Origin of the sequence: Dietzia papillomatosis NBRC 105045 (assembly GCF_001570845.1) — a bacterium.
Taxonomy (GTDB): domain Bacteria; phylum Actinomycetota; class Actinomycetes; order Mycobacteriales; family Mycobacteriaceae; genus Dietzia; species Dietzia cinnamea.
In genome coordinates, this window is the sequence record NZ_BCSL01000003.1 from 77,229 (window position 1) to 95,804 (window position 18,576).

The following is an 18,576-nucleotide window of genomic DNA, read 5'->3' on the forward strand; positions in this document are numbered from 1 at the left end:
CACACTCGTCGTAGGGAGAAACTGTGGATCAGCCGAACGTGGTCGACGTCCTCGTCGTGGGGGCCGGGTTCTCCGGCCTCGGCACGGCGATCCGGCTCACGCAGGAGGGGTTCGACGACCTCGTGGTCCTCGAACGCGGCCACGACGTCGGCGGGACGTGGCGCGACAACAGCTACCCGGGCGCGGCGTGCGACGTCCCGTCCCACCTCTACTCCTACTCGTTCGCACTCAACCCCGACTGGTCCCGGGCGTTCTCCCCGCAGGGGGAGATCTACGACTACATCCGTAGGGTCACCGCCGAGACCGGGGTCCGCGAGAAGATCCGCTTCGGGGTCGACGTCACCTCCGTTGAGTACGACGCCGACCGCGGCCGCTGGTCGGTGTCCACGAGCGCGGGGGAGTACGACGCCCGCGTGGTCGTCCTGGGCGTCGGGGCCCTGTGCGAGCCGAGGCGGCCGGAGATCGACGGCATCGAGGACTTCGCGGGCGACGTCTTCCACACCGCCCGATGGGACCACTCGGTCCCGCTGGCCGATCGCCGCGTGGCGGTGATCGGGACCGGGGCGTCAGCCATCCAGGTGGTCCCGTCCATCGCGCCGACGGTGGGTCACCTCGACGTCTACCAGCGCACCGCGCCCTGGGTCTTTCCCCGCATGGACCGTCCCTACCCGCGCCTCGAGCGGTCGCTGTACCGCCGCGTGCCCGGCCTGCAGAAGGCCGTCCGGGCCCTGCAGTACGCCAGCCGTGAGTTCCAGGTGGTGGGGCTGACCCGCACCCGCGCCGCGTTGGCGCCGATCAAGGCGCTCGGCCGCGCGCACCTCGCGATGCAGGTCCGCGACCGGGCCCTGCGGGAGAAGGTCACCCCGAACTTCGAGATCGGCTGCAAACGAATCCTGCTGTCCAACACCTGGTATCCCGCGCTCGGCCGGGACAACGTCGACCTCGTGACCGAGCCGATAGCCCGGGTCACCGGGAGCGGGATCGTCACCGCCGACGGCGTCGAGCATCCCGCCGACGTGCTGGTCGTGGCCACCGGATTCCACGTCACCGACTCGCCGTTCTTCGAGCGCGTTCGCGGCACCGACGGCCGGACCCTCGCGCAGAAGTGGCGCAGCGAGGGCATGCAGGCCTACAAGGGCACCACGGTGGCCGGCTACCCGAACCTGTTCGTCCTGGTCGGCCCGGCCACGGGCCTCGGGCACTCGTCGATGATCTACATGATCGAGTCCCAGCTGAACTACCTCGTGGACGCGCTGCGCACCATGCGGGAACACGACCTGCAGACCGTCGAGGTCCGCGAGGCCGTCCAGGAGGCGTACAACCGCGAGCTGCGCGAGCACACCGGTGAGACCGTCTGGGTGACCGGCTGCCGGAGCTGGTACCTCGACGACAAGGGCAACGCCCCGGCCGTGTGGCCGGATTTCACGCTCGCCTTCCGCCGGCAGACCCGCGAGTTCGACCTGAGCGCCTACCGCCGGCAGAGCACGGCCCGGCTCGCCGCCGCGACGCCCACGGGGCAGGAGGCCCTCCGGTGAGCGCCCGCGGCGCCGGACTGTCCCGCCCCTGGCGCGCACGCGCCGACACGCGCCGCTGGCGGATGGACGGCAAGGTCGTCGTCGTCACCGGCGCCGGTTCCGGCATCGGACGCGAGCTGGCTCGCGAGGCCGCCCGACGCGGCGCGCGACTCGCCCTGAGCGACATCGAACCGGACGGCCTGGCCCGCACCGTCGAGCTGGCGCGCGGCGACGGCGCCACCGACGTGCACGCGCAGCGCCTCGACGTCACCGAACAGGCCATGGTCTCCGAGTACGCCGGACTGGTCGCCAAGCACTACGGCGTGGTCCACCTGGTGATCAACAATGCCGGGATCGCGTTCACCGGGGCGGTCGAGCAGTCCGCGTACAAGGACATCGCGCGCGTGATGGACGTCGACTACTGGGGCGTCGTACACGGCACGAAGGAGTTCCTCCCGCACCTCATCGCCTCCGGCGACGGCCACCTCGTCAACATCTCCAGCATCTTCGCGTTCCTGTCCGTGCCCACGCAGAACGCCTACAACGCGGCCAAGGCGGCGGTCCAGCAGTTCACCGAGTCGCTGCGGATGGAGATGCTCGCCGCCGGTCACCCGGTCGATGTCACCTGCGTCCACCCCGGTGGCATCAAGACCGCCGTCGCCCGTAGCGCCGGCGCGGCCGAGGGGCTCGACAGTGCCGACTTCGCGACCATCTTCGACACGAAGTTCGCCCGCACGGAGGCCTCGACCGCCGCGCGCGTCATCCTCGACGGCGTCGAGCGGCGACGACCGCGCGTACTGGTCGGGGTGGACGCGCACGTTCTCGACGCGTTGGTGAGACTGTTCCCGGCCGGCTACCAGAAGGCGACGGTCGCGGCCTCGCGGCGGTTCGGGGTGGTCTGAGCCGGCGGTCGGCGCGCCGGCGGGTCAGGGGCGGAACGCGTCCGTGGCCTCGAGCAGGTGGTGCGTCGTGCCCGGTTCGGCCATCGCGTGCCCCGCATCCGGCACGATGTGCAGCTCGGAACCCGGCCACGCCGCGTGCAGCTCCCACGCGTTGGCCACCGGGCACACGACGTCGTAGCGCCCGTGGACGATCACGCCGGGGAGGTGGGCGATGCGGCCGATCCGGTCGAGGATCGCCCGACCCCGCAGGAACGCGTCGTTGACGAAGTAATGGTTCTCGATCCGGGCGAAGGCCAGCGCGAACCGGTCCGGATCCCCGGCCTTGCCGACCGTGCGGGGCAGCAGGGTCGACGTGGAGGTCTCCCACATCGTCCACGCCCGGGCGGCCTCCAGCTCGAGCCGCGTATCGCCGCAGTGCAGGAGGCGGTGATAGGCCGCGACGTGGTCATAACCGGGCCCGTGGACGGCCTCGGCGCCGTCGGCGGCGACGAGCGGCGCGAGGTAGCCCTCCCACACGTCGGGGAACAGGTGCGCGGCACCGCCCCGGTAGAACCAGTCGATCTCGCCGGGGCGGCACAGGAAGATCCCGCGCAGCACCAGGCCGCGGACCCGGTCGGGGTGCTCCTGGGCGTACGCCAGTGCGAGCGTCGAGCCCCACGAACCGCCGAACACCAGCCAGCGGTCGACGCCCAGCGCCTCACGCAGCCGCTCGAGGTCGGCCACCAGGTGCCACGTCGTGTTGATGGACAGGTCCGCGCCGTCGGCCACGTGCGGTGTGCTGCGCCCGCACCCGCGCTGGTCCACCAGGATGATCCGGTAGACGGCCGGGTCGAACATGCGGCGGTGCGCGGGGTCGGTGCCCCCGCCCGGCCCGCCGTGGACGAAGAGCACGGGAGCGCCGTCCGGGTTGCCGGAGCATTCCCAGTACAGACGCTGCCCGTCGCCCACGTCGAGCATGCCGGTCTCGTACGGTTCGATCTCCGGGTACGGGGCGCGGCGGGCACCACTCCGGGCGGTGCCGATCGCGGGGGCTCCCACGATCAGAAGGAGTGCTCGGCGCCGGGGAAGGCCCGCGAACGGACCTCCGTGCCGTACTCGCGGGCGGCCTCGCGCAGCGTGTCGGCCAGTTCGGTGTACCGCTTGACGAACTTGGCGGTCCGACCGGTGCTGTGGCCGGCCATGTCCTGCCAGACGAGGACCTGGGCGTCGCAGCCGTTACCGGCGCCGATCCCCACGGTCGGGATCTCCAGCTCCGCGGTGACCTCGCGGGCCAGGTCGGCGGGCACCATCTCCATGACCACGGAGAACGCGCCGGCCTCCTGGACGGCGCGGGCGTCGGCGCGCAGCTGCTCGGCGGCGTCCCCTCGGCCCTGGACGCGGAACCCGCCGAGCCCGTTGACGGACTGCGGGGTGAAGCCGATGTGGGCCATCACGGGGATGCCGGCGTCGACGATCGCGCGGATCTGCGGGGCCATCCGCACGCCGCCCTCGAGCTTGACCGCCTGCGCACCGCCTTCCTTGAGCATGCGGGTCGCCGCGGCCACGGCCTGGGTGGGCGAGGCCTCGTAGCTGCCGAACACCAGGTCCGCCACGACCAGCGCCTTGGGCGCGCCCCGGGTGACGGCACGGACGAGCGGGATCAGCTCGTCCTCTGTCACCGGAACGGTCGTGTCGTAGCCGTAGACCACGTTGGCCGCGGAGTCGCCCACCAGCAGGACGGGGATCCCCGCCTCCTGGAACAGACGTGCGGAGACGAAGTCGTAGGCGGTGAGCATCGGCCACGGCTCGCCGGCGGCCTTGAGCTCCGCGAGGTGGTGCAGGCGCGTGACCCGCGTCAGGCCCTCCTGCCCGCCGGAGCCGGGCGACGTCCGCCGCGGGGCGTCGCCGGAGCCGTAGACCGGGGTGTCGGGGGTGTCGCTCATGAGGTGTGTGGCCTTCCTTCGATGCCTCGAGGCCGGCCGGGGGCCGGTCCCCGGGTGGGACAGGGGGCGGTGACATCTCGGGCGGCGGCCGCCGCGCGGTGTCGCGGTCGAGTCTGCCACGACCCGTCGCCGGGGGTCGGCCCGCGTCGGACCGAGGGGATGACTCACGCCCGCCCCACGGCAGGCACTAGGTTGGAGGCATGAACCGCCAGCAGGAGTACGTTCTCAGGACCCTCGAGGAACGCGACATCCGGTTCGTCCGGCTCTGGTTCACGGACGTGCTCGGCACCTTGAAATCCGTGGCCGTGGCGCCGGCCGAGCTCGAGGGGGCCTTCGGCGAGGGCATCGGCTTCGACGGCTCCGCGATCGAGGGGTTCTCCCGCGTGTCCGAGGCGGACACGGTCGCCAAGCCCGACCCGTCGACCTTCCAGGTCCTGCCGTGGGCGCACGCGGACGGCGGCCAGCACTCGGCGCGCATCTTCTGCGACATCTACAACCCGGACGGCACCCCGAGCTGGGCCGACCCGCGCTACGTGCTGCGGCGCCAGCTCAACAAGGCCGCCGACCTCGGGTTCTCCTGCTACGTGCACCCGGAGATCGAGTTCTTCCTGTTCAAGGACCTCGACACCAACGGTGCCGAGCCGGTGCCCACGGACAACGGCGGCTACTTCGACCAGGCCGTGCACGACACCGCCCCGCATTTCCGGCGGCACGCGATCGAGGCGCTCGAGGCCATGGGCATCTCGGTGGAGTTCTCCCATCACGAGGGCGCGCCGGGTCAGCAAGAGATCGACCTGCGCTACGCGGACGCCCTGAGCATGGCGGACAACATCATGACGTTCCGCTACATCGTCAAGGAGGTGGCCATGAACAACGGGGTGTGGGCGTCGTTCATGCCCAAGCCCCTGCGCGATCACCCCGGTTCGGCCATGCACACCCACATGAGCCTGTTCGAGGGCGACTCCAACGCGTTCCACGACCCGGACGACGAGTACCAGCTGTCGGGTACCGCGAAGTCGTTCGTCGCGGGCCTCCTCACTCACGCCCCCGAGTTCTCGGCCGTGACCAACCAGTGGGTCAACTCCTACAAGCGGCTCATCGGTGGCGGCGAGGCTCCCACGGCAGCCACGTGGGGCCGGGCCAACCGCTCGGCGCTGGTGCGGGTGCCCATGTACACGCCCAACAAGGCGTCCTCCCGCCGCATCGAGGTCCGCAGCCCCGACTCTGCGTGCAACCCGTACCTGGCGTTCGCGGTGATGTTCGCCGCCGGCATCAAGGGCGTCCAGGAGGGCTACGAGTTGCCGCCGGAGTCCGAGGATGACGTGTGGACCATGAGCCGCCGCGAGCGCCGCGCGATGGGCTACACCGACCTGCCGGGAAGCCTTGAGCAGGCGCTGGACGCGATGGAGGAGTCGGAGTTGGTCGCCGAGGCGCTCGGCGAGCACGTCTTCGAGTTCTTCCTGCGGAACAAGCGGCGTGAGTGGCGCGAGTACCGGACCGACGTGACCCCGTACGAACTGCGCAACTACCTCAACCTGTGACCGGCGGCGGCATCGTGAGCAGGGACTCGTCCCGCCCGAGACTGCCGAGCCCCGGGCGGCTCGGCCTGCTCGACGACCGTGCCGCCGACTGGCTCGACTATCTGGGGTGGAACGACGACGACGCGGTGCCGGTGCTGTGGGCGCTGTCCCGGGCACCGGACCCGGACCTGGCGCTGGGTGCTCTCGTGCGGTTGCGCGAGTCGCTCGTCGCGGCGGGCGACGGGGCCGCCGCCGACGGGTCGGGCGCGGGCGCCTTGGACTCCGCCCTGCTGTCGGATACCCGCCTGCGCGCACGGTTGTTCGGCCTGCTGGGTTCGTCGAGCGCGCTGGGGGATCACCTCGTCGCCGAGCCGACCCGCTGGACCCTCCTGCGCGCCGAACTGCCGTCGCCGCAGGAGGTCGCGTCCGCCATGCTCGGTGCGGTCGAGGCCGTGCCCGAGGAACCCGTGGAGGGCGCGCCCGAGCCGACCCAACGCGACGACCTGTGTGCGGTGGGTACGTACCGCGCCGGGATCACCGGTGGCGCGGCCGTGAAGGTGCTGCGCACGACCTACCGCGACCAGGTGGCGCTGCTGGCCGCCCACGACGTGGCGGCGGCCGTGGAGGACGAAGAGCCGCGACTGCCGTTCGCCGAGGTGGGGCGGCGCCTGTCCGACCTCGCCGACGCGGCCCTGACCGCGGCGCTCGCCGTGGCCGTGGCCACCGTCTACCCGGACGGGCCGATGCCGTCGCGGCTGGGCGTGGTCGCGATGGGCAAGGGCGGCGCGCGCGAGCTCAACTACATCTCCGATGTCGACGTGATCTTCGTGGCGGAGCCTGCCGACGCCAAGACCGGCCGCGTGGCGGGGGAGATGATGCGCATCGGGTCGATGGCCTTCTTCGAGGTCGACGCCGCCCTGCGTCCCGAGGGCAAGTCCGGCGAACTGGTGCGCACGGTCGACTCTCACGCGGCCTACTACAGGCGTTGGGCCAAGACATGGGAGTTCCAGGCGCTTCTCAAGGCCCGCCCCATGACCGGTGACATGGCGCTGGCCGTCGCTTACCACGACGTCGTCCATCCGATGGTGTGGACCGCCGCCGAGCGCGACGACTTCGTCCACGACGTCCAGGCGATGCGCCGAAGGGTCGAGGAGAACGTGCCCGAGGCGTTGCGGGATCGCGAGCTCAAGCTCGGCCGCGGGGGACTGCGCGATGTGGAGTTCGCGGTCCAGTTGCTGCAGATGGTCCACGGCCGCACGGACGAGGACCTGCGCGTGACAAGCACCGTCGACGCGCTGGCCGCGCTGCGGGACGGCGGCTACATCGCGCGCGAGGACGGTGCCGAGCTGGTCGCGGCGTACGAGTTCCTGCGCCTGCTCGAGCACCGCCTGCAACTCCAGCGGTACAAGCGCACCCACCTGCTCCCGGAGGACGACGACGAGGAGGCGTACCGCTGGCTGGCCCGCGCGGCGCACATCCGGCCGAACGGGCCGAACGACGCCTCCCAGGTGCTGCGGCAGAGCCTGCGTCAGCTGCGCCGCCGGGTGCGCCGCCTGCACTCGAAGCTGTTCTACCGTCCGCTGCTCGACTCGATCGCGTCCTACGACGCCGAGGCGTTGTCCCTGAGCCCGGAGGCGATGGAGCGACAGCTGGCCGCGCTCGGGTTCGCGGCGCCGCGCAACGCGCTCGGGCACCTGCGGGCTTTGGCGGGACAGAGCAGCCGCCGGGGCCGGATCCAGGCGTTGCTGCTGCCGACGTTCATGGAGTGGCTGGCCGACACTCCTGACCCGGACGCGGGCCTGCTGGCCTACCGCCGACTGTGTGAGGAGAACGAGGAGGTCACCTGGTTCCTGCGCACGCTTCGTGACGACAGCATCGTGGCCCGCCGCCTCGTCCGGGTGCTGGGTACGTCGGCGTTCGTCGCGGAGTTGCTCATGCGGAACCCGGAGGTGATCCCCGACCTCACCGACGGCGCGGAGGGGCCGCTGCTGGTCGCGGCCAAGGTCTCGGACATCGCCTCGGCGCTCACGGCGTCCGCGGCCCGGCACCCCACGCCGGAGCGGGTCATCGCCGCCGCCCGGTCTCTGCGGCGAGCGGAACTGGCGCGGATCGGCGCCGCCGACGTGCTGGGCATGATCTCCGTGCCGGAGGTGGGCAGGCGGCTGACTGCCGTGTGGCGTGCGGTGCTCGAGGCGTCACTCGCCGCCGTCGTGCGCGACATGATGCCCGCCGACGGCCGCGTACCGGCCCGGATCGCCTACATCGGCATGGGCCGACTCGGCGGGAACGAGTTGTCCTACGGCTCGGACGCGGACGTGATGATCGTGTGCGAGCCCACCGACGGCACGGGTGAGGACGAGGCGGTCCGATGGGCCACGCAGGTGGCCGAGCGGGTGGGCAGGCTGCTGTCCACGCCGTCGTCGGACCCTCCGCTCGACCTGGACGCCGACCTGCGCCCCGAGGGGCGCAACGGTCCCCTCGTGCGGACCCTGGCCTCCTACCGCGCCTACTACTCCACCTGGGCCGACACCTGGGAGCTGCAGGCGCTGCTGCGTGCCTCGTTCGCCGCGGGTGACCGCGACCTCGGCCTGGACTTCCTCCACATGATCGACGTGTTCCGGTACCCGGAGGACGGCGTGCCGCCCAAGGTCGTCCAGGAGATCCGCCGGATGAAGGCACGGATAGACTCCGAGCGCCTGCCGCGGGGCGCGGACCCCGCCACGCACACCAAGCTCGGACGCGGAGGCCTGGCGGATGTCGAGTGGTGCGCGCAGCTGCTCACCATGCAGCACGCCGCCCGCGTTCCCGGACTGCACACCACCTCCACACTCGAGGCGCTGCAGGCCGCCGCGTCCGCGGAGCTGCTGTCCGAAGGCGAACGCGACGCGCTGGTGCAGTCGTGGCTCATGGCCGGACACGCCCGCAACGCGCTGGTCCTCGCGCGCGGCAAGGCGGTCGACCAGCTGCCGGGCCAGGGCAAGATCCTCGCGGCGGTGGCGATGATCTGCACGGGTCGGGCCGACGGCGCGGAGTTCCTCAACGAGTACCTGCGCGTGACCCGGCACGGCCGCCGCGCGGTCGACCGGGTGTTCTGGGGCGAGGACTGACGCCCCGTCGTCCGGGCGCGGGTCCGGGCGGGGGTCGGGGTGCGGATGGGGGTCGTCCCCGATGTGCGCGGGGCTCGCGCGCCGATAACCTGGGCGCATGCCTGTGACCATGAACCTCACCCTCACCCTCGACGGCGTGACGTACGGGGAGCTGTACGAGTTCGTCGACGCCGTGCGCGCGGCCGGCGTCCCGGCCGACGAGCGGGTCCGCTGCATCGGCTCCGACGACAAGGGCGACCGCTTCGAGGTGGAGCTCGGCCCGGATCGTCGTCGCCCCGGCGCGGCTCGCGCGGCCTCAGGCGCCCTGGTGGGGCAGCCGGTGGACCCGCCCTCCGCGTCGCCGTCCTCGCCGACCGTCGCGTCGGTGGCCGAGACGGTGCGCTCGATGGTGCGCAACGGTGACGACCTGGACCGGGTCATCGCCGCGCTGGGAGACCTGCGCAAGTTCCTGCGTTGAGCGGTCGGCGCCCGGTCGCCCGGGCCGTCGCGGTGCTCACGGCGCTCGTCGCCGCGGCGGGGGTCGCGTTGCACCACTCCCGCGCGGAGATCGCGGTGGTTCCGGTCCTGGCGTCCTTCGCCGTGGTGTTCTGGGCGTTCTCGCTGGTCGCGCTCATCGCCGCGGTGCGGGCCCGGTCGGTGTTGCTCGGGATCGTGGCCGCCGCGCTGGTCGGCGTGGGCGCGGTGCAGTACGCGCCGATGGTGGGACCGGCACCTGAGGTCGACGACGACGAGGGCGTCGGGGTGCGGGTGATGGTGCAGAACCTCGAGTACGGCCGGGCCGCCCCGCACGACGTGGTGCGGGCGGTACGCACCGGAGGGGTGGACCTGCTCCTGACGGTCGAGACGACCCCGGAGTCGGCGGACGCGCTGCGCACCGCCGGTCTCACCGGCCTGCTCCCGCACGAGGCCGCCTCCACCGCGCCCACCACGCAAGGGGTCGCCGTGTGGTCGCGGTTCCCGCTCTCGGCGCCGGAGCGGGTGCCCGGCTTCAGCCTGGGGCTGGTGCGCACGGAGATGGCCGGGCCCGGCGGGCCGGTCACGGTGGTGGCCGCGCACCCGGTGGCCCCCGTCTTCGACGCCGCGCTGGCGGTCGAGGAGGCCGACCGCCTGCGGTCGTACCTGGGCAGCCTGCCGGGGCCGGCCCCGGTGATCGTGGGCGGGGACTTCAACGCCACCTGGGACCACGTGCGGTTCCGAGACCTGCGCGACCTCGGGTACACCGACTCGGTCTCCGGGGGCCGTGACGGCTGGGTGCCCACCTGGCCGGCTGGCCGGCGGTTCCCGCCGCTCATCGGGATCGACCACGTGCTGGCGCGGGGCGCGGTCGCGGTGGGGGAGACGGAGACCGTCGAGGTGGACAGGACCGACCATCTGGGCGTGCTCGCCACGGTGCGTCTGCCCGCTCCCCGCGGAGAGTGACCTACCATGCGCACCATGAGTACACGTTCGCGCGCGGCCGGAGTCGTCGTCGCCACCGGCGCGGTGCTGGCGGCCGTCCTCGCGGGGTGCGGCGGGGCGACCGTGGAGGGGGAGGCGCCGGAGGTGTCGGCGGAGCCCACCACATCGGCGCCTGCGACCCCGTTCGCCGAGGAGCTGCCGGAGAAGCCGACCGGGCCGGTACCGCCGCCCCCGCCGCAGTCGCCGGAGCCCGGGCCGATGCCCGGCGAGCCGGAGCCGCTACCGCCGCCCGCGGAGGTCGCGCCCGCACCGGGTGCGGACCCGTCCGCCGCGCCGGCTCCGCCCGCTCCGGGCGCCGGCGACTTCGCGGTGCTGCTACAGCGTCGCGGGGTGACACTGCCCGCGGGCGTGGACCCGGTCGCCACGGCCACCGAGGCGTGCGGTCGCTTCGACGGCGGTCAGCAGATGGACGAGGTGTCCGGCTGGCTCGGCGACCGCGCCGGGCTCGACCCGGACGGGCAGGGGTTCTTCCTCGGCGCCGCGGTGGGGACCTACTGCCCGGAGAACTTTCCCAAGCTGGGCTGAGGCCCGTCGCTCACATGCGGGCGAACCGGGCCCGCGCGATCGAGTACACGCCGAACAGGGCGATGCCCGCGCCGGTGAGGACGAGCAGCACCTGGCCGAAGGGCTGCTCGCCGACCGTGCGCAGCGCGGCGTCCAGCCCGCCGGCCTTCTCGGGGTCCGCGGTGACGACGGCCGCGATCACCAGCCCACCGAGGATCGCCAGCGCCACCCCCTTGGCGACGTATCCGACGCGCCCCGCGATGACCATCGCGCGGCCGATCTCACCGCGGCCGGTGCGTTCGAGGTCCTCGACGAACTTCGCGGTCGCGCCCTTGTACACGTGGTAGCCGCCCACGCCGAGCAGGACCAGACCCACGACCACCAGCACCACCTTCCCGGCGCCCGAGCCCAGCAGGCCGGCCGTGGCGTCGGACGCCGTCTCCGAATCGGACCCGCCACCGCCGGACGCGAACCGTGCGGTGGTCAGCCCCAGGGCCACGTAGACGGCGGCCTTCGCGCCGGCCTTGAGCCGGTCGGAGGCCTCCTCGGACCCCAGCAGCATCTCGACGACCTGCCACAGGCCCAGGGCGATGAACGCCGCCGCGCCCGCCCAGAGCATCATCGTGCCGCCCGGCGCTGAGGCGATCTGGGCGAGCGCGCCGGAGTTGGAGGCCTCGCCGCCGCCGGAGCCCAGGGCGATCCGCACGGCGATCCAGCCGATGAGGAGGTGCACCACGCCGTTCATCACGAAGCCCGCGCGGGCCAGCCACTCGAGCGCCGGGTGGTCGACGGCGGACCGGGCGGCGCCGGACGCGGACCGTGCGGTGCCGGTGGCGGAACGGGAACGCAGGGGCGAGTTCATGGCCGGATTCTCCCACGCCTGCGGGCGTTTCCCATCCGGTCCCGGGTCACCCTCGATCTCGCCGAGGACCTCGTTGCGGCGCCGCAGTTCGGCCAGACGCAGCTCGGCGGCGCGGTGTTCCTCCATGCGCTGCCGCGCCTGCTCGGCCAGGGCGTCCGCCTCGACCTCGGCGAGCAGCAACTGGAGGCGGTCCTTCTGTTCCCGCAGGGTCTCCACGGACGTCTCCATGGCGATGAGTTTGCGGGAGCCGGCCGTGGCGTGGAGGAAGGGGTTGCGTTCGAGGATGAGGCGGGCCTCCTCGGGGTCCAGCACCCGCGAGAGCTTGAGCAGGACCGGGTAACCCTGTCCCTCGCGGTCGGCCTCGGGGTCGTGTTCGGGGTCCAGGGCGGCGGCGACCACCTTGAGCGGCCTGGCCCGCGGGGAGGCGCTGCGGAAGTCGAAAGCGTCCGTGTCCATGGTGATCCCGGCTCCTTCCCGGCCCACCGCCCGGTGGCGATCCGGGCGACCAGTGCTACCTGGCACAACCGTAAACGCCCCGGCCGTGGGGCCGGGGCGTTTCGGGTTTCCGGGGCTATGGGCTCCGGATCATGCAGGGCCGGCGATCAGATCGCCGTGCGCTCAGCAGTCGTAGTAGAGCTCGAACTCGTGCGGGTGCGGCCGCAGGTTGACCGGGGCGATCTCCTTCTCCCGCTTGTACGAGATCCAGTTCTCGATGAGGTCCTCGGTGAACACGCCGCCCTCGGTGAGGTAATCGTGGTCCTGCTCGAGGCGGTCGATCACCGCGGGCAGGGAGGTGGGCGCCTGCGGGATGTCCGCGGCCTCCTCCGGCGGCAGCTCGTAGAGGTCCTTGTCGACCGGCGCCATCGGCTCGATCTTGTTCTTCACGCCGTCCAGGCCGGACATCATCATCGCGGCGAACGCGAAGTACGGGTTGCCCGAGGAGTCGGGGCAACGGAACTCGATGCGCTTGGCCTTGGGGTTGTTGCCCGTGATCGGGATGCGGACACAGGCCGAGCGGTTGCGTTGCGAGTACACGAGATTGATCGGCGCCTCGTAGCCGGGCACGAGCCGGTGGTACGAGTTGATCGTCGGGTTGGTGAACGCCAGTAGCGACGGCGCGTGGTGCAGGATGCCGCCGATGTAGTACCGGGCGATGTCCGACAGCCCGGCGTAGCCCGACTCGTCGTGGAACAGCGGCTGGCCGTCCTTCCACAGCGACTGGTGGGCGTGCATACCCGAACCGTTGTCGCCGAAGAGGGGCTTGGGCATGAAGGTGGCGGACTTGCCGTTCTTCCACGCGGTGTTCTTGACGATGTACTTGAAGAGCTGGACGTCGTCCGCGGCGTGGAGCAGGGTGTTGAACTTGTAGTTGATCTCCTGCTGGGCGCCCGCGACCTCGTGATGGAAGCGCTCGAGCTCGAAGCCGGCGTTCGTGAGGTTGGTGGACATCTCGTCGCGCAGGTCCACGAAGTGGTCGTACGGGGCGACGGGGAAGTACCCGCCCTTCTCGCGGACCTTGTAGCCGAGGTTGGGGGAGCCGTCGGCCTCGGAGCCCGCGCCGCTGTTCCAGTGGCCGGCGCTCGAGTCGACCTCGTAGAAGCCGTGGTTCGTCCCGGAGCCGTAGCGGACGGAATCAAAGACGAAGAACTCGGCCTCGGCGCCGAAGAAGCACGTGTCGGCGATGCCGGTGGAGATCAGGTACTCCTCGGCCTTACGGGCGACGTTGCGTGGGTCGCGGCTGTAGGCCTCGCGGGTGAACGGGTCGTGGACGAAGCAGCTGACGTTGAGCGTCTTGGCCCGGCGGAAGGGGTCAAGGCGGGCGGTGGCGACGTCCGGGAGGAGCATCATGTCCGACTCGTGGATGGACTGGAAACCCCGGATGGAGGAGCCGTCGAAGGCCAGGCCGTCCTCGAACAAGTCCTCGTCGAACGCCGCTGCGGCGATCGTGAAGTGCTGCTCGTTGCCCGGCAGGTCGGTGAACCGGATGTCGACGTACTCGACGCCCTCGTCCTTGATGAACTTGATGACCTCGTCCGGAGTGGAGAATGCCACGATTCGCTCCTCGTCTCTTCAAGTGCGACGGGCGACCGGTGTCTCCCGTCGTGCGGTGACCTCACGATATGGGCGAGGTGTTGCCCGGCCGTCAAGCGAATGTTTCGCCGGTGTTACACGAGACGGCCGGGGGTGTCCCTCCCAATGGGACAAGCCTAGTCGTGCGGGGCGGGGGTCGCCGACATGAGGAACGGCAGCTCGCCGGGCTACGCTGGCCACATGCGTGATGTAGCGGGATCGTGGCTGTCCGGACCCACGTCCGGCAGCGGGCCGGAGCAGAAGTTCAAGGGCGAGAACCTCGGTCTGCCAGAGTCCGGCCCGGGCTCGATGGCCCCGCTCGGTGTCCGTTTCGGAGCCCTCGTGGTCGACTGGTTCCTGGCCTACGGCCTGGTGGCCGCGGTCGTGTCGGTGGCCGGGCCCGGTGTGCTGGGCGGTGACTCGTTCGCGGCGGTGTCCAGTTGGGCGGTGCCGTTGGTGTGGGGCGTGATCGGCGTGGTCTGCGTCTGGCTGTTCGCGCAGACCCCGGGCCAGGCGGTGCTCGGGATCGGCACCGCCCGGGTGGACGAGGAGGAGCGGGTCGGTTTCCTGCGTTCCCTGGTGCGGGTGGTGTTCATCTTCTTCCTGCTGCCCCCGCTTATCCAGGACGAGGACGGCCGCGGCATGCACGACCGCGCCACAGGCACGGCGCTCATCCGCTCCCGCTGAGCATCAGCCCCGGCGGCGGGCGCTACGCTGGATGTTGCGGACCTTCGCGCCCTGCGGGACCGGGCCCTTGGGCATCTGGTTCTGCACGCCGGTCTTGGTGCTCAGCGCGCGCAGCCGGGTGTCCAGGGCGTCGACCTTGGCGCGGCTGATGTTCATCGGGTAGCGGGTGAGGCGCCGGTTGAGCTTGCGCAGCGGCACCTGCTCCGGGGTCGCGTCGGTCTCGTCGCCCACGATCAGTTCGTAGATCGGGGTGTCGCCCACGACGCGGGCAACCTTCTTCTTCTCCTGCGTCATGAGCGGCTTGAGCCGGTGCGGTTGGCCCTCGCCGACGAGCACGATCCCACAGCGGCCGACCACGCGGTGGACGGCGTCGAAGCTGGTGGTGGCGGCGACGGCCTGGTTGACCCGCCACCCCGACCGCAGCTGGTCCAGCGCCCACGCGGCGGCGCCCGGCTGCCCCTCGGCCTTGCCGTACACGGTGTTCTGCACGCGCCGCGAGAAGACGACCATCGCGAGCATGAGGCCCACGAGCACACCCAGCGGCAACATCCACCACTCGCCGCCCCACAGGGTGCCGAGGAGGAAGAACACCACGGCCGAGAGGACGAGTGCACCGATCATCAGCGGCCACAGGAGCTTGTCCTGCTTGGACTGGATCTTCAGCGCCTGCCACATCTGGCCGCGCTGCTCCTTGCCCGCCGCCCGCCGTGCGGCCCGGGCCGCCTTCTTGTCCGCCTTGCTGACCTCGCTCTTCGCCATACCCCTGAGGATACGTGGCGTGGGGCGCGGTCAGAGAACCGCGCCGCCCTCGCCCCGAGCGTGACGGGGCGAGGGCGGCGGGAGGAGCGCGGCGGGTGCGGCGCCGGGTGTGCGTGCCCGGGTCAGGCGCGCGCGGCCTCGCGGGCCAGCACGCTCGAGGCCTCCTGCGACGCCGATCCCTCCGAGGTGAGCTGCCGCAGGTGCTCGGGCACCTCCTGGCCGCGGTGCTCGAGCGCCTGGACGTACAGGCGACCGGCGCGGTAGGACGAGCGGACGAGCGGGCCCGCCATGACGCCGGCGAAACCGATCTCGCGGGCCTTGTCGGACAGCTCCACGAACTCCTCGGGCTTGACCCACCGGTCGATGGGGTGGTGCCGGGGGGTGGGGCGTAGGTACTGGGTGATGGTGAGGATGTCGCAGCCGGCGGAGTGCAGGTCCCGCATCGCGTCGACGATCTCCTCGGTGGTCTCGCCCATCCCCAGGATGAGGTTGGACTTGGTCACCAGACCGAAGTCGCGGGCGGCGCGGATCACGTCGAGGGAGCGCTCGAACCGGAACGCGGGCCGGATCCGCTTGAAGATCCGGGGCACGGTCTCCAGGTTGTGTGCGAGCACCTCGGGGCGCGACTCGAAGACCTCGGCCAGCTGGTCGGGGTCGCCGTTGAAGTCGGGGATGAGGTTCTCTACCCCTGTGTTGGGGTTGAGTTCGTGGATCTTGCGGACCGTCTCCGCGTACAGCCAGGCGCCGCCGTCGTCGAGGTCGTCGCGCGCGACGCCGGTGATGGTCGAGTAGCGCAGACCCATCTCGCGGACCGACTCGGCGACACGGCGGGGCTCGTCGCGGTCGAGGGCGGAGGGCTTGCCGGTGTCGATCTGGCAGAAGTCGCAACGACGGGTGCACTGCTCACCGCCGATGAGGAACGTCGCCTCGCGGTCCTCCCAGCACTCGTAGATATTGGGACACCCGGCCTCCTCACACACCGTGTGCAGACCGCCACCTCGCACGAGGCCCTTCAGTTCCTTGTACTCGGGGCCCATCGTGGCACGCGTACGGATCCACGACGGTTTGCGTTCGATGGGGGTCTCGGCGTTGCGGGCCTCGATGCGCAGGAGCTTGCGGCCCTCGGGAGTCACAGTCACGTCACCAAGACTACGCGTGGTTCAGGACACGGGCAGTCGGCCGTCGAGCGCCTCCACCAAGTCGGAGGTGACCTGATCGAGAACGTCCGACACGGTGACCGTGCGGCCGAGTTCGGCGGTGAGCGAGGTGATCCCGGCGTCGACGATCCCGCACGGCACGATCCGGGAGAACGCGGTCAGGTCGCAGTCGCAGTTGAGGGAGAACCCGTGCATTGTCACCCCGCGTTGGACGCGGATCCCGATCGCGGCGATCTTGCGTTCGGGCCGCGCGCCCGCGGCCGCGCACCAGACCCCGGAGCGACCGTCGACGCGGCCGGCCTCCACGCCGAGCCGGGCACAGGTGGTGATGAGTGCCTGCTCGACGCGGCGCACGTACTCGACCACGTCGATCGGGTCGGTCAGCGCGACGATCGGGTACCCGACGAGCTGGCCCGGGCCGTGCCAGGTGATTCGCCCGCCGCGATCCACGTCGACGACCGGGGTGCCGTCGACCGGCCGGTCGGACGGCTCCGTCCGCTTGCCGGCGGTGTAGGTGGCGGGGTGCTCGAGGAGCAGCACGGTGTCTCCGCGTCGCCCGTCGGCGCGCTCCTCGGCCAGGGTGCGCTGGAAGTCCCACGTGGGGGAGTACTCGACGGTGCCGAGCCGCCGGATCTCCGGGGCGGACGGGTCGCGGCGCAGGGACTGACCGGTGTGAGACATACCACCAGGGTAGGCCGCGTGGGCGCGCGTGGCCCGGGAGGGTGGTACCACGACGACGGGCGCCCTCCCCGTAAGGAGGACGCCCGTCGCGTGGTCGGCGGAACCGGCGGTGGGACTACAGTCCGAGGTCGCCCTCGAACTCGGCCTTCTCCAGGCGGTCCTTGACCGTGGTGAGGAAACGGCCGGCGTCGGCGCCGTCGATCAGCCGGTGATCGTAGGTCAGCGGGGTGTAGCCCATCGACCGGATGGCGATCGACTCGCCGTCGTCGTCGGCATCCACCACCGGACGGCGCACGATCGCGCCGGTACCCAACATCGCCGCCTGCGGCGGGACCAGGATCGGGGTGTCGAAGAGGGCACCCTCGCTACCGATGTTGGTGATGGTGAACGTGCCGCCCGCGAGATCGTCCGGGGTCAGCTTGGACGACCGGGCCCGCTCCGCGAGGTCGTTGATCGCCTTGGACAGGGCCGGGATGTCCATGTCCTGGGCGTTCTTGATGACCGGCGAGAGCAGTCCGGCCTCGGTGTCCACGGCGATGCCGAGGTTCACCGACCCGTGGTAGGTGATCTCGTTGGAGTCCTCGTTGTACGAGGCGTTGACGTTGGGGTGCGAGACCAGGGCCTCGACCACGGCCTTGGCGTAGAACGGCAGGTAGGTCAGTTTGACGCCGTGCTTGTCGGCGAACTTCTCCTTGACCTGCGAGCGCAGCTGCGCCACCCGGGTCATGTCCACCTCGAAGACCTGCGTGAGCTGGGCGGTCTGTTGCAGCGACTCACGGGTCTTCTGCGCCGTGATCTTGCGGATCCGGTTGGCCTTCTTGGTGGTGCCGCGCAGCTCCGCGAGCTCGGGCCGGACGCCGGCCTTCGACGGGCCGCCGCTGGGCGCCTTCTCCTCGGCCGGGGCCTCGGAACCGGAGTCGGAGCCCGAGCCCTCGGCCGCCGCGAGGACGTCCTGCTTACGGATCCGGCCGCCGATACCGGTGCCCTTGACCGAGTCCAAGTCGACGCCGTGCTCCTGCGCGAGCTTGCGCACGAGCGGGGTGACGTACGGCGAGGTGCCGGCCTTGGCGGCGGCGGCGGGCTCGGCCCGGGGCGGGACCGCGTCGGACGACTCGTCCGCGGAGGACGTCCTCGGCGCCGGCTTCGCGGAATTCTTCGCGGAGGTGTCCTCGGACTTCTTCTCGGACTTCTTCTCGGCCTTGGCCGCGGCCTCGGTCTCCTGGGAGGGGGTGTCCTCGGGGACCTCGTCCTCGCCGGAGGCGTCGACGCCCTCGTCCTTGGCGTCGGTCGCGTTCTGATCCTCGGCCGACTGGTCGTCGTCGCTCGCGTCGTCGGTGTCGTCGGAGCTGCCGGAGCCGTCGCCGATGACGGCGAGGGTGGCGCCGACCTCGACGGTCTCGTCCTCCTCGGCGACGATCTTCTGGACGGTGCCG

At 71.5% G+C, this 18,576-nt stretch carries 16 protein-coding genes; 8 read left to right on the forward strand and 8 right to left on the reverse strand.

Features of this window, described 5'->3' with window-relative positions:
• The first annotated feature begins 23 nt into the window (after positions 1 to 23).
• Together DPA01S_RS01975 and DPA01S_RS01980 are read left to right on the forward strand one after the other, a co-directional pair.
• Positions 24 to 1,535 (forward strand): flavin-containing monooxygenase, encoded by a 1,512-nt coding sequence (locus tag DPA01S_RS01975; RefSeq protein WP_061229292.1) that lies wholly within the window; start codon positions 24 to 26, stop codon positions 1,533 to 1,535.
• A gap of 62 nt (positions 1,536 to 1,597) precedes the next feature.
• Positions 1,598 to 2,416: an SDR family NAD(P)-dependent oxidoreductase gene (locus DPA01S_RS01980; RefSeq protein ID WP_061229313.1), complete on the forward strand. Its 819-nt coding sequence runs from the start codon at positions 1,598 to 1,600 to the stop codon at positions 2,414 to 2,416.
• A 24-nt stretch (positions 2,417 to 2,440) separates the two neighbouring features.
• Here DPA01S_RS01980 and pip read toward each other — a convergent pair whose 3' ends face one another.
• Entirely contained in the window at positions 2,441 to 3,373 is a 933-nt protein-coding gene (gene pip, locus DPA01S_RS01985) for a prolyl aminopeptidase (RefSeq protein WP_061229312.1), read from the reverse strand.
• Between the two features lie 83 nt (positions 3,374 to 3,456).
• Entirely contained in the window at positions 3,457 to 4,338 is an 882-nt protein-coding gene (gene panB / locus DPA01S_RS01990; protein ID WP_061229291.1) for a 3-methyl-2-oxobutanoate hydroxymethyltransferase, read from the reverse strand.
• 200 nt (positions 4,339 to 4,538) lie between these two features.
• On the opposite strand from panB, the gene glnA (DPA01S_RS01995) reads away from it, so the two are divergent.
• The 5 genes from glnA (DPA01S_RS01995) (at position 4,539) to DPA01S_RS02015 (ending at position 10,948) form a co-directional block, all read left to right on the forward strand.
• Positions 4,539 to 5,879 (forward strand): type I glutamate--ammonia ligase, encoded by a 1,341-nt coding sequence (glnA, locus tag DPA01S_RS01995; protein ID WP_061229290.1) that lies wholly within the window; start codon positions 4,539 to 4,541, stop codon positions 5,877 to 5,879.
• 11 nt (positions 5,880 to 5,890) lie between these two features.
• Positions 5,891 to 8,965: a bifunctional [glutamine synthetase] adenylyltransferase/[glutamine synthetase]-adenylyl-L-tyrosine phosphorylase gene (locus DPA01S_RS02000; protein WP_061229311.1), complete on the forward strand. Its 3,075-nt coding sequence runs from the start codon at positions 5,891 to 5,893 to the stop codon at positions 8,963 to 8,965.
• Between the two features lie 97 nt (positions 8,966 to 9,062).
• Complete coding sequence (locus DPA01S_RS02005) at positions 9,063 to 9,422, forward strand: hypothetical protein (RefSeq protein WP_223210192.1); 360 nt, start codon at positions 9,063 to 9,065, stop codon at positions 9,420 to 9,422.
• The gene (locus DPA01S_RS02010) at positions 9,419 to 10,384 is read left to right on the forward strand and encodes an endonuclease/exonuclease/phosphatase family protein (RefSeq protein WP_063935650.1); all 966 of its coding nucleotides are present in this window, start codon (positions 9,419 to 9,421) and stop codon (positions 10,382 to 10,384) included. Before DPA01S_RS02005 ends, DPA01S_RS02010 begins: the two co-directional genes overlap by 4 nt.
• A gap of 15 nt (positions 10,385 to 10,399) precedes the next feature.
• The gene (locus DPA01S_RS02015) at positions 10,400 to 10,948 is read left to right on the forward strand and encodes a DUF732 domain-containing protein (RefSeq protein ID WP_232302958.1); all 549 of its coding nucleotides are present in this window, start codon (positions 10,400 to 10,402) and stop codon (positions 10,946 to 10,948) included.
• A 10-nt stretch (positions 10,949 to 10,958) separates the two neighbouring features.
• Here DPA01S_RS02015 and DPA01S_RS17645 read toward each other — a convergent pair whose 3' ends face one another.
• Entirely contained in the window at positions 10,959 to 11,789 is an 831-nt protein-coding gene (locus DPA01S_RS17645) for a DUF1206 domain-containing protein (protein WP_061229309.1), read from the reverse strand.
• A 618-nt stretch (positions 11,790 to 12,407) separates the two neighbouring features.
• On the reverse strand, positions 12,408 to 13,841 hold the full coding sequence (gene glnA, locus DPA01S_RS02025) for a type I glutamate--ammonia ligase (protein ID WP_061913748.1): 1,434 nt from the start codon (positions 13,839 to 13,841) through the stop codon (positions 12,408 to 12,410).
• Positions 13,842 to 14,060: 219 nt separating this feature from the next.
• On the opposite strand from glnA (DPA01S_RS02025), the gene DPA01S_RS02030 reads away from it, so the two are divergent.
• Positions 14,061 to 14,546, forward strand: a complete 486-nt coding sequence (locus DPA01S_RS02030; RefSeq protein ID WP_061230036.1) for an RDD family protein — start codon at positions 14,061 to 14,063, stop codon at positions 14,544 to 14,546.
• A gap of 3 nt (positions 14,547 to 14,549) precedes the next feature.
• On the opposite strand, the gene DPA01S_RS02035 is transcribed toward DPA01S_RS02030, so the two are convergent.
• The 4 genes from DPA01S_RS02035 to sucB form a co-directional block, all read right to left on the reverse strand.
• On the reverse strand, positions 14,550 to 15,305 hold the full coding sequence (locus DPA01S_RS02035) for a DUF4191 domain-containing protein (protein ID WP_061230035.1): 756 nt from the start codon (positions 15,303 to 15,305) through the stop codon (positions 14,550 to 14,552).
• A gap of 122 nt (positions 15,306 to 15,427) precedes the next feature.
• Positions 15,428 to 16,444 (reverse strand): lipoyl synthase, encoded by a 1,017-nt coding sequence (lipA, locus tag DPA01S_RS02040; protein ID WP_061230034.1) that lies wholly within the window; start codon positions 16,442 to 16,444, stop codon positions 15,428 to 15,430.
• Positions 16,445 to 16,465: 21 nt separating this feature from the next.
• A complete protein-coding gene (gene lipB, locus DPA01S_RS02045; protein WP_061913750.1) occupies positions 16,466 to 17,143 on the reverse strand; it encodes a lipoyl(octanoyl) transferase LipB in 678 nt (225 codons plus the stop codon).
• 115 nt (positions 17,144 to 17,258) lie between these two features.
• The coding region (sucB, locus tag DPA01S_RS02050; RefSeq protein WP_084374649.1) for a 2-oxoglutarate dehydrogenase, E2 component, dihydrolipoamide succinyltransferase at positions 17,259 to 18,576 on the reverse strand (1,318 nt) is incomplete at its 5' end.